Origin of the sequence: Roseovarius halotolerans (genome assembly GCF_900172255.1) — a bacterium.
In the GTDB taxonomy this organism is placed as follows: Bacteria; Pseudomonadota; Alphaproteobacteria; order Rhodobacterales; family Rhodobacteraceae; genus Roseovarius; species Roseovarius halotolerans.
The window spans coordinates 307,771-320,049 of sequence record NZ_FWFU01000004.1 but is presented as its reverse complement, the minus strand read 5'-3'; the positions used below and the strand labels follow the sequence as shown (position 1 = coordinate 320,049).

The following is a 12,279-nucleotide window of genomic DNA, read 5'->3' as shown; positions in this document are numbered from 1 at the left end:
GCAGCAAAGGCGCTGTATCGCCTCCGCGGAAGGTGGATGATGCAGGGCGATCCCGATTCCGGGGATTGAATGATTAAAAAATGGGCAGATTTTGCGATACGCACATAAAATATGCACAACGTAAAGCCGCTTCGGCGACTCAGCGGGGGTCTACTTTTGCCGCGACGCAGGATAGACTGACCAAAACAAACAGGTGCCGGGCAGGGCAATCATGAGCAATTCAGGTCGCAGCAAATCCCGTCTGGTGGCGGACAAGCGCTATAGCGCGCCGCAAAAGGGCTCCGGCTCCGGCGGTGGCTCCCGCAAATCCCCGCGCAAATCCAGCCGCAAACCCGCTCGCCGCAAATCGACCCGTCGCAACCCTCTGGTGGCGCTGGTGCTCGGGCTGTTCGGCTGGGCGTTCCGCCTGGTCTGGGGAATCGGCTGGCGCGTGATGGCCATCGTCCTCATCTGTCTCGGGCTTGCCGTGGCCTATACCTATGCCACCTTGCCCGGCTTGGCCGAACTTCAGGATGCGCGCGCGCGCGGATCGGTCACGCTTCTGGACCGTTCGGGCGATGTCTTTGCCTGGCGCGGCGACCAGTTCGGCGGTGTTGTCAGTGCCGAAACCGTCAGCGAAAACCTGAAAAACGCCGTCATCGCCACCGAGGACAAGCGATTCTACTGGCATCCCGGCGTCGATCCCATCGGCGTGCTCAGCGCCATCCGCATCAACCTGAGCGAAGGGCGCGGCCCGCTTTCGGGGCATGGCGGCTCGACCATCACCCAGCAGACGGCCAAACTCCTCTGTCTGGGCGTCGCCTATGACAAAACCCAATGGGAAAGCGAAAAGGCCTATATCGCCGACTGCCGCCAGACCTCGCTCTGGCGCAAGATCAAGGAAGCGGTCTATGCGCTGGCGATGGAGGCCAAGTATACCAAGGATGAGATCCTCTCGGTCTATCTCAACCGCGCCTACCTTGGCGGTGGGGCCTATGGTGCCGAGGCCGCCGCGCAGCGTTATTTCGGCAAGGGTGCCTCGCAACTGTCGATCTCCGAAGGGGCCATGCTGGCGGGTCTTCTGACCGCGCCATCCACCCTGGCCCCCACCGCGAATCTGGAACGCTCGCAGAACCGCGCCTCGGTCGTGGTGCGGCTGATGCGCGATCAGGGCTATATATCAGCCTCGGACGCCGCCACAGCCCTCGCGCGCCCGGCCGAGCTCAGCGAGGCGGCCGAACGCCAGGCAGGCGGCTATTTCGCCGATTGGGTCATGGCGTCGGGGCCGGAATTCTTTACCCGCGACACCACCGAGGACGTGATCATCAAGACCACGATGGATCAGCGCCTGCAAAAGGCCGCCGAGGACGCGCTGAAAGTCATCTTTGAAAACAAGGTGCGTGAAGGTTCCAAGGCGCAGGCGGCGATCGTCGTGATGTCCGCCGATGGCGCTGTGCGGGCAATGGTCGGCGGGCGCAAGACCAAGGTATCGGGCGCCTTCAACCGCGCCACCCAGGCCAAGCGCCAGACCGGGTCGGCCTTCAAGCCCTTTGTCTATGCCACCGCGCTTGAACTGGGTCATGGCCCGAATTCGACCGTTGTGGATGAACCCTACTGTCTCGATGTGCCCGGTTCGGGCCGCTGGTGCCCGGAAAACTACACCCGCAAGCACTATGGCCGCGTGACCCTGACGCAGGCGCTCAAGGATTCGCTGAACATTCCGGCGGTCAAGATCTCGGAAAGCGTCGGGCGCGACCTCGTGCGCCGGGTCGCCAGCGATTTCGGCATCGAAAGCGATCTCGCCGATGGTCCGGCGCTGGCGCTCGGCGCATCCGAAAGCACCCTGATCGAAATGACCGGCGCCTATGCGGGCATCCTCAATGGCGGCTCGTCGGTGACGCCCTATGGCCTTGTCGAACTGAAGCTCCTTGGCGATGACGAGCCGCTCATGGGCTCCGGCGGCGGCATCGGCGAGCGTGTGATCCGCGAAGATGCCGCGCGGCAGCTCACCTGGATGATGTATCAGGTGGTCGAGGACGGCTCAGGCAGGCGCGCAAAACTGCCCGACCGTCAGGCGGCGGGCAAGACCGGCACGACCCAGGCGGCACGCGATGCCTGGTTCCTCGGCTTCACCGCCGATTACGTCGCCGGGGTCTGGATGGGCTATGATGACAATACGCCCCTCACGGGCGTCACCGGCGGCGGCCTCCCCGCCGAGATCTGGCACGAGACCATGTTGCGGGTGCATGAGGGTATCGATCCGCATCCGCTCCCGATGCTGAAGCCCCCGCCGCCCGAACCCGCGCCTCAGCCCGCGCAGCCCCAGCGTCGCCAGCGCGGGACCACGAACCCGATTGAAGACATCCTTCGCGGCATTTTCGGGGGCGGTCAGTAGACCGCCCCGCCCGGTTCGGAATGGCCCGCGCGGGGGAGTCTCGAGGGGCTCACCGGGCGGTTCTTGGGGTTCTGTACCGAACTCACCGGGGCAGGGCCGGTTTCAGTACAAAACCGGCGTACAAAACGGACGTTTTGTACGGTTCACCCGGCGCTGCGAAGGTCCTGGATCAGCGCGTCGACATTGCCTTTGCGGCGGTCCAGCATGGACCCGATCTCGGTGCGTTCGCTCAGCCGCAGGCTGACGCCCTCGATCACCATGTCGAAAAACAGATCCTTCCCCGACCGGTCCGAGACAAGGAACAGAACCTGGAACGGTGACTCGCCGCGCAGGTAGACCGTCGATGCGACCTCGTGCCAGGACTTGACCTCGCGCACGCCTTCGACTTCGATCTTGCCGCCGACGAACTCATTGAATCTCTTTCCATATTTCCGCGCGATATAGCCGCGGAACGCGTCGACGAAGGCCCGCATCTGCGCCGGGCTGAGGCGCCGTGAATCGGCGCCAAGCGTGGATTGCGCGATGATGTTCACATCCGCGTAACGCGCGAATATCTTCTCGAAATCGCTGATCATCGCGCTTTGCGAGCGGCCCGATGCGATCACCTTGTTGATGTCGCTGACCACCCGGTCGATCAAGGTTCTCGCGCTCTGATCGCTCAGCGCAAACGCCGGCCCCCGCCCCGCGAGCACCCCCGCAAAAGCCGCTGAAACCCCAATAAAATAACGGCGTGATACACTACTGGTCATAAGGGTCCTCACCTTTTTCGCCATAGGGATCGTCATAGGGATCAAGATAGGTGTCGCCACTGCGATTGCCCAGTTTGAACCGGCGATTCTGCAGATAAAGTGATTGAGCCTGCGAATAGCTGTCGGCGCTCTGGTAGAGAATCGAATCGATCGTTTCCGAATACCGCCCCCTGTCGCTCAGCCGCGACGAGGCAGAGGCGATGGTGCCGTAATAATTCTGTGGTGATTCAAGCGCATAGGTCAGCGGGTTGGTGAACAGGTCCACCACCTTGCCCACCGTCGCCCGCTCTGTCGACGGCCCCAGAAGCGGCAGCTCCACATAGGCCCCCTCGCGCACACCCCACGCATAAAGCGTCTGGCCGAAATCGGCCTTGGTGGGCTTGGGCATCCCGATTTCGCTGGCCGGATCGAAGAACCCGCCCAGCCCCATAGTGCTGTTGACGACAAACCGATACGTGTCCTCGGTCGCGCCTCTTCCATTGCCCTGCAATATGTTGTTCACGATCGACCCCGGCAGCGACAGGTTGAAGGCGAACCGGCCGATCAGTGTCTCGATGTCGTCCGGCAGGAAGTTGCTATAGCCTTTGCCAGCAGGGCGAATCAGCGCCCGATCCACGGACCGGTTGAATTCGTGGATCTTGCGGTTGGTGTTCTCGTAAGGGTCGAACGGCTCGCCCGGCGGATGGTCGGGGCCAGGTTTGGCGCAGGCGGTGACAAGCACGCCAAGCGCAATGGCGGCGCCAAGACGAGCAATGCGGGACAAGGATGTGATGCGGGCAGCGGGCAACGATCAAACCAGACTTTGTAAACTTATGAATGCCTACATAACCTATCACAGTCTGCTGCCCAGAATGAGAGGGAGAGAGTCCTTTTTTCTGTGGCAGATTGGTGACATTCCTTCGCACCCCTCGCGACTGGATTTTTCGTTTCACTTCCGTATCGACAGGGGCTAGCGTCCGCGCGACAACCGAAAGCGCGAGGATAGGATCATGGGAAATTTCGAGGAAAAGCTGGCGAATCTCGGCGTGACATTGCCTGACGCGCCCGCACCTGCGGCGAATTACGTGCCCTACGTGCAGGTGGGTGACATGCTCTATGTGTCGGGTCAGATTTCCAAGGATGGCGACAGGCTGATCACCGGCAAGCTGGGCGACGACATGGACACCCCTGCCGGCGCCGAGGCCGCGAAGGTTTGCGCGATCGCCCTTCTTGCGCAGGTCAAGGCCGCCTGCGGCGGCGATCTCGACCGTCTCAAACGGGTCGTGAAACTGACTGGCTTCGTCAATTCCACCGCCGATTTCTCTGAGCAGCCCCAGGTGATCAACGGCGCCTCGGATTTCCTTGGCGAGGCCCTGGGCGAAACCGGCAAACACGCGCGCGCCGCAGTGTCTGCCGCGTCGCTTCCATTCGGCGTAGCTGTTGAAATCGATGGGGTTTTCCAGATCGGATGACCAGCCTTCACCCGGATTTCTGCCGACTTCCGCTGGCGCATCGTGGCCTGCACGACGTGAAAGACGGTCGTCCCGAGAACTCGCGCGCCTCGATCCGTGCAGCGATCGCTGCGGGGTATGGGATCGAGATCGACCTTCAGCTTTCGTCCGACGGGTGCGCGATGGTCTTTCACGACTATGACCTTGCCCGCCTGACCGGGCAGAAAGGCGCGATCCGTCAGCGCGCGGCGCAAGACCTTGAACAGATTGCGCTCCTGGGCGGAACCGAGGGCGTGCCGGGCTTTGCCGAGGTGCTTGATCTCGTGGCAGGGCAGGTGCCGCTGCTGGTCGAACTCAAGGACCAGCACGGGCAAATGGGTCCTACCGACGGGCGGCTGGAAGGCGCAGTGGCGGCGGCGCTCTCAGGCTATGACGGGCCGCTGGCCGTGATGTCCTTCAACCCGCATTCGGTGGCATTGCTACGCGATCTTGCACCCGACGTGCCGCGCGGCCTGACCACCTGTTCCTACCGGCGCATCGACTGGATGATGCTGAAGCGCGAGGTGCGCCACCGCCTGCGCGACATCCCCGATTACGATGATGTCGGTGCCTGTTTCGTCAGCCATCAGGTCAAGGCGCTGGATATACCCCGCATCGCCGAACTGCAGGCTCAAGGCGCCGCGATCCTGTGCTGGACGGTGCGTTCCGCCAATCAGGAGGCCCAGGCACGCAGGATCGCCGACAACATCACCTTCGAGGGCTATTTACCCAAGATACGGCCTTGAACCGCTCACGGGTGGCCACAGATTAAGTCCTGAGGCCGGGATGCGGACAGGCATGGCAGAGCAGGAAGTGGAAATCACCGTTCACGAGAGCCTGTCGCGCATCGACGCGACGGAATGGGACGCGTGCGCCTGTCCAGAGGCGTCGGATGGCGGCCGCCCCGCCGATCCCTTTACCACCTACCGGTTTCTGAAGGCGCTCGAGGATAGCGGCTCGGTCGGTCCGGGAACGGGATGGAAACCCTACTACTTGCAGGCAATCATGGGCGGCCAGACTATTGCATGCGCTCCGCTTTTCCTGAAATCCCACAGTCAGGGTGAATACATCTTTGACCATAACTGGGCGCATGCCTACGAACGGGCTGGCGGGCGCTATTACCCGAAGTTCCAGATCGCTGTGCCATTCACCCCGGTGACCGGGCGGCGCTTTCTGACCCGCCCCGGATTCGAAGAAGCGGGGCAGGCGGCCTTGGTGCAAGGCGCGGTGCAGCTTGCGGATAACAACGGGATATCATCGCTTCACGTCACATTTTGCACAGAAACCGAGGTCGAGGCGGGTGCGGCGATGGGGCTGATGGCGCGGCGCACGCAGCAGTATCACTGGGTCAATCGCGGCTATGGCAGTTTTGACGATTTCCTCGCCTCGCTCAGTTCCCGCAAGCGCAAGATGATCCGCAAGGAACGCCGGACGGCGCAGGGCTTCGGTGGCGATATCACGATGGTGACGGGCGCGGCCGTGGAGACGCGCCATTGGGATGCCATGTGGGATTTCTACCAGGATACCGGCGCGCGCAAATGGGGCACGCCGTACCTCACGCGGGCCTTTTTCGATATCGCGCAGGCCGATCTGCGAGATGATATCCTCTTGGTGTTGGCCGAGCGGAATGGTGAGCCTGTCGCGGGTGCGATGAACCTTATCGGGCGCGATACGTTATATGGCCGATACTGGGGTTGCCGCGAGCATCATCCCTGCCTGCATTTCGAGCTATGTTATTATCAGGCGATGGATTTTGCGATCGCAAACAGGCTTGAAACCGTCGAGGCCGGTGCGCAGGGCGAACACAAGCTGGCGCGTGGCTACCTGCCCGTGCCGACCCACTCGCTGCACTGGATCGCTGATCCGGGGTTTCGCGAGGCAGTCGAGAATTATCTTCGGGCAGAGCGGGCCGCTGTCGAGGAAGACATTGAAATCCTGACCGGTTACGGCCCGTTCAGGAAAACGCAGATGGAGGATCACGAATGACCGAGAAACTCAGCGATACCGGACGCGAAACCACGCTCAACCCACTTTTGGACGCAGGCTGGAGCCATGACGAGTCGCGCGATGCGATCCGCAAGACTTACAAATTTGCCGATTTTGTCGAAGCGGTCGGTTTTATGACCCGCGCGGCGATCTGGGCCGAGAAATGGAACCATCACCCCGAATGGTCGAATGTCTATAATCGCGTCGACGTGACCCTCACCACGCATGACGTGAACGGGCTGAGCGCGCTTGACGTGAAACTGGCGCGCAAGATGGACGTGCTGGCCGCTCACGACTGAGCCTCGCGCCAATCGGTTGCGCAGAAACGAAAACGGCGGCCTCTGGGGCCGCCGCTTCCTGTCTTATCGCCCGCTCTGGCTACATTGCGGCCAGAAGTGCCTCGCCGCCCGAAACCTCGCAGGTGCCGGGGCTTTCTTCGAGATGCAGCACGGTGACGGTTCCATCATCAACCAGCATCGCGTAACGCTTGGAACGTGCCACCAAACCGGCGGGCGGGGCGGTAAAATCCATGCCGATCGCCTTGGTGAAGCTCGATTCGGGATCGCCCAACATGGTGATGCCCGCCTCATCAGCGCCGGTATCCTTGGCCCAGGCTCCGAGAACGAAGGGATCATTGACCGACACGCAGAGGATTTCATCCACGCCCTTGTCGGCGAATTGGTCCTTGGTGCGCAGGAAACTGGGCACATGTGCTGAATGGCAGGTGGGCGTATAGGCGCCCGGCACGGCGAAGATGACAACCTTGCGGCCCTTGATGCGCTCGCCGAGCGACACCTCTTCGGGGCCGTTCGCACCGAGTTGCAGAAGCGTCGCGTCGGGAAGTTTGTCGCCTTTGGAAATGGTCATAGTCGGTCCCTGTCTATCAATTGCGTTTCCGATGGCGATAGATATAGGGTCAGTGCCGCGGCGTGACCATGAAAAATCAGGAGCATTGAGATGAGCGGTATTGTCGTCGTCGGGGCCGGGCAGGCGGGATCGTCCTGTGTGGCCAAGCTGCGCAGCCTTGGCTTTGAGGGCAGAATTACGCTTATCGGGTCGGAACCGGTGCCACCCTATCAGCGCCCGCCCCTGTCCAAGAAATACCTCTTGGGGGAAATGGAGCTTGAGCGCCTGTTCCTGCGCCCCGAAAGTTATTACGGCGAACAAGGAATAGACCTGCGCTTGAACCAGGAGGTTACCGCGATAGAGCCCGGTGCACGTCAGGTGACCGTCGGGAGCGCGCCGTTGCGCTATGATGAACTGGTGCTGACCACGGGGTCGGTGCCGCGCCGCTTGCCCGCCCAGATCGGCGGCGATCTGCAGGGCGTTCATGTGGTGCGCGATCTGCGCGATGTCGACGCGATGGCCCCCGAGTTTCAGGCCGGACGTCAGCTCCTGGTGATCGGCGGTGGCTATATCGGGCTCGAGGCGGCGGCGGTGGCCGCGCACCGGGGTCTCAAGGTGACCCTGGTGGAAATGGCAGACCGAATCCTGCAACGGGTCGCGGCGAAGGAGACCTCTGATTATTTTCGCGCGCTGCATGCCCGCCACGGGGTCGATATCCGCGAGGGCGTGGGACTCGAGCGATTGACCGGCGAGACTCGTGTGAATGGCGCCCGGCTGAGCGACGGCAACGAGATCGCCGTTGATTTCGTGATTGCAGGAGTCGGGATCACGCCTGACACTGATCTCGCCGAAGCCGCGGGACTGACCATCGACAACGGTATCAGCACTGACGAGACGGGCCGTACCAGCGATCCCCATATCTGGGCTGCGGGCGATTGCGCATCCTTCCCCTGGCGCGGGCAGCGCCTCAGGCTGGAAAGCGTGCCCAATGCCATCGACATGGCCGAATGCGTGGCCGAGAATATCATGGGCGCGAACAAGGCCTATGTGCCCCAGCCGTGGTTCTGGTCGGATCAATACGACGTGAAACTCCAGATCGCCGGGCTGAACAGCGGCTATGACCGGATCGTGACCCGCCCCGGCGACAGCGACGGCCATGTCTCGTTCTGGTATTACAAGGGCGAGACCCTGTTGGCGGTGGACGCGATGAACGAGCCACGCGCCTATATGGTCGGCAAACGCCTGATTGATGCCGGCAAGACCGCCGATCCTGCAGTGGTGGGTGACCCCGAAAGCGACCTCAAGGCGCTTTTGAAGGCGTGAGGATCATCGGCGGAGATTTCCGGGGCCGCAGGCTCGCGAATGTCGGCAAGGGCGATGCGGGCGCGCATCTGCGCCCGACGGCCGACCGGGTGCGCGAGAGCCTGTTCAACCGGCTCGCAGGGGGCTTCGGAGATCCCTGCAAGGGCGCCATCGTGCTGGATGTTTTCGCCGGTACCGGCGCGCTCGGTCTCGAGGCACTCTCACGCGGTGCGGCCAAGGCGGTCTTCGTCGAGAACGGCCGCACGGCGTTGCGCCTGCTCAACAGGAATATCGATATCTGTCGCGCAGAGGACCGCGCCCGCGTGATCCAGCGCGATGCGCGCAAGCTTGGGATACCTGCGGGCGATCCCGCAACACTGGTCTTTCTCGACCCGCCCTATGGCAAGCGCATGGGGGAGGCGGCGCTCAACGGGCTTCTGGCGGGTGGCTGGATCGCTCCAGGGGCGCTGATCGTCTGGGAAGAAAGCGCCGCGATCGCGCCGCCAGAGGGGCTTCGCCTGCTTGATGCGCGGCGTTATGGCGATACCGTGGTCCATATGCTGGAACGCTCGGACTGACCGGCCAGCCGCTGGGCACGGGACTTGTGCCTCAGGCGGGCGTATTTCGGGCAAGATGAAGCCCGGATCCGTGCCTTCTTCTGTTCTGAAATATCCCGGGGGAGTCGCAGCTTTGCTGCGGCGGGGGCAGCGCCCCCTTTCTAACCTTTCATCAGGTCGGGCAGTTCGCCTGTCAGGCCCGCAGCCTCGCGGATGAAGCCGCGTCTGAGACGCGGCATCGCGTTGATCGCGCCCATACCAAGGTCACGCCCCAGCCGCAGCAGAGGGTTGTCGTTCGAGAACAGCCGGTTGGTCGCGTCGGTTACCAGTGCGAGCGTGGCGGTGTCGAAGCGGCGCCATTGCTGGAAGCGCGCCAGCACGTCGCTCGATGCTATGTCCTCGCCGCGGCGTTGCGCCTCGTCCAGCACCTGTGCCAGCGCGGCCACGTCGCGCAGCCCCGCATTGAGGCCCTGGCCCGCGATCGGGTGCATCCCATGGGCTGCGTCGCCGATCAGCGCGAGCCGCTCGGCGATGAAGCTGTTGGCGAGGGTCAGGTTCAGCGGGTAGGTGAAACGCTTCCCCTTGAGCTTGATCGCGCCGAGGAAGTCGCCGAAGCGGGGGCGCAGGACATTCATGAAGTCCGCATCAGACAGGGCAGCGAAGCGCCGCGCGGTGTCATCGGTCTCGCTCCAGACAATCGAACTGACATTACCCGGCAGCGGCAGGATCGCCAGCGGGCCGGGGGGCATGAAGAACTGATGCGCGATGCCATGATGGGGCAGCTCGTGTTCGATGGCTGCAACGAGTGCGGTCTGTCCGTACCCCCAGCCGGTGCGCCGGATACCGGCGCGCGCCGCCGTCCCCGAGGCGCGCCCGTCGCTGCCCACGAGGAGGCGCGCCGAAAGCGAGCGGCCCGATTCGAGTTTCAGCATCATGCCGCCGGTATCAGGTTTCTGCCCGATCACGCTGTCGCGGAGCTGGGTGATGTGCGGGTCTTCCTTCATGGCATCGAGAAAGGCGCGGCGCAGGTAGCGGTCCTCGAGCATGTGGCCCATCGGACCTTCCTCGATCTCGGCATGGTCGAAATGCAGGAAGAAGGGTGACAGCGGCCCCTGACCAGCGCGCCCGTCGCTGACCTTGATTTCCAGCATCGGCTGGGTGTTGCTTTCGACACGGGTCCAGATACCGATGGCGCGCAGCAGCCGCATGGATGAAAGTGAAAGAGCATAGGCGCGCCCGTCAAACGCGGCATTTTTGCGCGCGGCCTGTGTCAGCGGGTCGATCACCGTGACAGAGAAGCCGGCCTGCGCCAGCGCCAGCGCAAGGGCAGGGCCGTTCAGGCCGCCGCCGACAATCGCGATATCGGTATCATGTGTCATGCCCGGCAATATGGCGGTTTGCACGGGATTGTCCATGCGCCGCGCTGCCGCTACCGTCGCGGGCGCAGGGACCAAGCGGGAAGGCGGGGTGAGATGAACGACTGGCTGAACATGAGCGCGGCGAATCTGGGGCGCGGGATCGGGGCGGGCAGGATCGACCCGGTCGAACTGACGGAATCGTTTCTCGATGCGATCGCCGCGCATCCCGACCACGCGCGCATCTATTCCAGGGTGACCCCCGAGCGCGCCCGTGCCGAGGCCCGTGCCGCCGCCATGCGAGCGCGGGCCGGACAAAGGCTGAGTCCGCTGGACGGGGTGCCGATGAGCTGGAAGGACCTCTTTGACAGCAGTGGCATCGCCACCGAGGCGGGAACGAAGCTGTTGAAAGGCAGGGTGCCGCAGCGGGACGCGCGCGTTTTGCGCAGCGCGACGATGATGGGCACGGTTTGCCTTGGTAAGACGCATATGAGCGAACTGGCGTTTTCGGGGTTGGGGCTGAACCCGATGACGGCGACGCCGCCCTGTGTCAACGATCCGCAGGCTGTGCCGGGCGGGTCGAGTTCTGGCGCGGCGGCCTCGGTGGCTTTCGGCCTGGCCGCCTGCGGGATCGGCAGCGACACGGGCGGGTCGGTGCGCATTCCGGCAGCGTGGAACGATCTGGTGGGGCTCAAGACCACCGCCGGACGCCTGTCACTGGATGGTGTCGTGCCGCTGGCGGCGCGGTTCGATACGGTCGGCCCGCTCACGCGCAATGTCGAGGATGCCGCTCTGGTGCTGTCGGTGCTGGAGGGGCATTCGGGCGGTGCCGATCTGCGCGGGGCCTCGTTGAGCGGGGTGCGGCTTGCGGCGTTGCGCAGCGTCGTGCTCGATGACATCCGCGAGCAGCCGCTCAAGGCTTATGAGAGCGCTGTGGAGCGGCTCTGCGCGGCGGGGGCGCATGTCGAGCCGCTGGACTGGCCGGAACTGTCCGATGCGATGGCGATGTCGGGCACGCTTTATACCGGCGAGGCCTATGGCATCTGGCGAGATGCGATCGAGGCCGCGCCCGAAAAGATGTTCCCGGCCATTCTTGAGCGGTTCCGCGGCGGGCGCGATGTGAGTGCGGCCGATTACGTGACTGCCTGGCGGCGGTTGGAGGAGATGCGACGTGCCTGGCATGCGCGGGTGGCAGGATATGACGCGGTCATCATGCCGAGCGCACCCAACATGCCGCCGGATGCCGCGAAGCTGATGTGCGACGATGCCTATTATGTCACCGAGAACCTGCTGACGCTGCGCAATACGCGCGTGGGTAACTTGATGGGCCTGCCCGCCGTGACGCTGCCGACCGGTGTGCCAAGCTGCGGTATCATGCTCTGTGGCAAGCCGATGCAGGACGAGCGGCTTTTGCGTCTGAGCACGGCTGCGGAAGAGGCGTTGGGGCGGTAAAACTGGCTGCGGGGGCGCTGCCCCCGTCGCTCAAAGCGCGACTCCCCCGGGATATTTCGGAACAGAAGAAGGGCAGGGGGCCTGTGTCCCTTCTGCCAAAATGTCACAATCCGTCTGTCAAGCCTTTGCTTTTGCTGGACGCAGGCCGGGGGCTTGGGTAGATTCAGGCAAAACGGGACGCAACGATCC

Annotated in this window: 12 protein-coding genes; 8 read left to right on the top strand and 4 right to left on the bottom strand. The window is 63.4% G+C overall.

Going from position 1 to position 12,279, the window contains the following annotated elements; all coding sequences use genetic code 11:
* Nucleotides 1-211: 211 nt before the first annotated feature.
* Nucleotides 212-2,374, top strand: coding sequence for a transglycosylase domain-containing protein (locus ROH8110_RS16310; RefSeq protein WP_085818811.1), 2,163 nt, complete (start codon nt 212-214; stop codon nt 2,372-2,374).
* 143 nt (nt 2,375-2,517) lie between these two features.
* Here the strand turns inward: ROH8110_RS16310 and ROH8110_RS16305 are convergent, their stop codons facing one another.
* Together ROH8110_RS16305 and ROH8110_RS16300 are read right to left on the bottom strand one after the other, a co-directional pair.
* Nucleotides 2,518-3,123 carry an MlaC/ttg2D family ABC transporter substrate-binding protein gene (locus tag ROH8110_RS16305; protein ID WP_085818810.1) on the bottom strand — a complete coding sequence of 202 codons (606 nt, stop codon included), beginning with the start codon at nt 3,121-3,123 and terminating at the stop codon, nt 2,518-2,520.
* Nucleotides 3,113-3,886 carry an MlaA family lipoprotein gene (locus ROH8110_RS16300; protein ID WP_245962882.1) on the bottom strand — a complete coding sequence of 258 codons (774 nt, stop codon included), beginning with the start codon at nt 3,884-3,886 and terminating at the stop codon, nt 3,113-3,115. Before ROH8110_RS16300 ends, ROH8110_RS16305 begins: the two co-directional genes overlap by 11 nt.
* A gap of 226 nt (nt 3,887-4,112) precedes the next feature.
* Between ROH8110_RS16300 and ROH8110_RS16295 the strand changes: the two genes are divergently transcribed.
* Genes ROH8110_RS16295 through ROH8110_RS16280 form a run of 4 tightly spaced genes read left to right on the top strand, consistent with a single transcriptional unit; the run spans nt 4,113 to nt 6,877 of the window.
* A complete protein-coding gene (locus ROH8110_RS16295) occupies nt 4,113-4,574 on the top strand; it encodes a RidA family protein (RefSeq protein ID WP_085818809.1) in 462 nt (153 codons plus the stop codon).
* Nucleotides 4,571-5,338 (top strand): glycerophosphodiester phosphodiesterase family protein, encoded by a 768-nt coding sequence (locus ROH8110_RS16290; protein WP_085818808.1) that lies wholly within the window; start codon nt 4,571-4,573, stop codon nt 5,336-5,338. Before ROH8110_RS16295 ends, ROH8110_RS16290 begins: the two co-directional genes overlap by 4 nt.
* A 52-nt stretch (nt 5,339-5,390) precedes the next feature.
* The gene (locus tag ROH8110_RS16285) at nt 5,391-6,578 is read left to right on the top strand and encodes a GNAT family N-acetyltransferase (protein ID WP_085818807.1); all 1,188 of its coding nucleotides are present in this window, start codon (nt 5,391-5,393) and stop codon (nt 6,576-6,578) included.
* A complete protein-coding gene (locus tag ROH8110_RS16280; protein ID WP_085818806.1) occupies nt 6,575-6,877 on the top strand; it encodes a 4a-hydroxytetrahydrobiopterin dehydratase in 303 nt (100 codons plus the stop codon). Before ROH8110_RS16285 ends, ROH8110_RS16280 begins: the two co-directional genes overlap by 4 nt.
* A gap of 79 nt (nt 6,878-6,956) precedes the next feature.
* Here the strand turns inward: ROH8110_RS16280 and ROH8110_RS16275 are convergent, their stop codons facing one another.
* Entirely contained in the window at nt 6,957-7,445 is a 489-nt protein-coding gene (locus tag ROH8110_RS16275) for a peroxiredoxin (protein WP_085818805.1), read from the bottom strand.
* A gap of 90 nt (nt 7,446-7,535) precedes the next feature.
* Between ROH8110_RS16275 and ROH8110_RS16270 the strand changes: the two genes are divergently transcribed.
* Both ROH8110_RS16270 and rsmD read left to right on the top strand, forming a co-directional pair.
* Nucleotides 7,536-8,747 (top strand): NAD(P)/FAD-dependent oxidoreductase, encoded by a 1,212-nt coding sequence (locus tag ROH8110_RS16270; protein WP_085818804.1) that lies wholly within the window; start codon nt 7,536-7,538, stop codon nt 8,745-8,747.
* Nucleotides 8,744-9,304 carry a 16S rRNA (guanine(966)-N(2))-methyltransferase RsmD gene (rsmD, locus tag ROH8110_RS16265; protein WP_085818803.1) on the top strand — a complete coding sequence of 187 codons (561 nt, stop codon included), beginning with the start codon at nt 8,744-8,746 and terminating at the stop codon, nt 9,302-9,304. Before ROH8110_RS16270 ends, rsmD begins: the two co-directional genes overlap by 4 nt.
* A gap of 140 nt (nt 9,305-9,444) precedes the next feature.
* On the opposite strand, the gene ROH8110_RS16260 is transcribed toward rsmD, so the two are convergent.
* Nucleotides 9,445-10,698, bottom strand: a complete 1,254-nt coding sequence (locus tag ROH8110_RS16260) for a UbiH/UbiF/VisC/COQ6 family ubiquinone biosynthesis hydroxylase (RefSeq protein WP_085818802.1) — start codon at nt 10,696-10,698, stop codon at nt 9,445-9,447.
* A 57-nt stretch (nt 10,699-10,755) separates the two neighbouring features.
* Between ROH8110_RS16260 and ROH8110_RS16255 the strand changes: the two genes are divergently transcribed.
* Nucleotides 10,756-12,090 (top strand): amidase, encoded by a 1,335-nt coding sequence (locus ROH8110_RS16255; protein ID WP_085818801.1) that lies wholly within the window; start codon nt 10,756-10,758, stop codon nt 12,088-12,090.
* Nucleotides 12,091-12,279 lie beyond the last annotated feature (189 nt).

Bases quoted from the DNA above. Each gene is read 5' to 3' on its own strand.
- ROH8110_RS16280 (WP_085818806.1), top strand. From the start codon at position 6,575: ATGACCGAGAAACTCAGCGATACCGGACGCGAAACCACGCTCAACCCA.
- ROH8110_RS16295 (WP_085818809.1), top strand. From the start codon at position 4,113: ATGGGAAATTTCGAGGAAAAGCTGGCGAATCTCGGCGTGACATTGCCT.
- ROH8110_RS16255 (WP_085818801.1), top strand. From the start codon at position 10,756: ATGAACGACTGGCTGAACATGAGCGCGGCGAATCTGGGGCGCGGGATC.
- ROH8110_RS16275 (WP_085818805.1), bottom strand. From the start codon at position 7,445: ATGACCATTTCCAAAGGCGACAAACTTCCCGACGCGACGCTTCTGCAA.
- ROH8110_RS16305 (WP_085818810.1), bottom strand. From the start codon at position 3,123: ATGACCAGTAGTGTATCACGCCGTTATTTTATTGGGGTTTCAGCGGCT.
- ROH8110_RS16285 (WP_085818807.1), top strand. From the start codon at position 5,391: ATGGCAGAGCAGGAAGTGGAAATCACCGTTCACGAGAGCCTGTCGCGC.
- ROH8110_RS16270 (WP_085818804.1), top strand. From the start codon at position 7,536: ATGAGCGGTATTGTCGTCGTCGGGGCCGGGCAGGCGGGATCGTCCTGT.
- ROH8110_RS16290 (WP_085818808.1), top strand. From the start codon at position 4,571: ATGACCAGCCTTCACCCGGATTTCTGCCGACTTCCGCTGGCGCATCGT.
- ROH8110_RS16310 (WP_085818811.1), top strand. From the start codon at position 212: ATGAGCAATTCAGGTCGCAGCAAATCCCGTCTGGTGGCGGACAAGCGC.
- ROH8110_RS16260 (WP_085818802.1), bottom strand. From the start codon at position 10,698: ATGGACAATCCCGTGCAAACCGCCATATTGCCGGGCATGACACATGAT.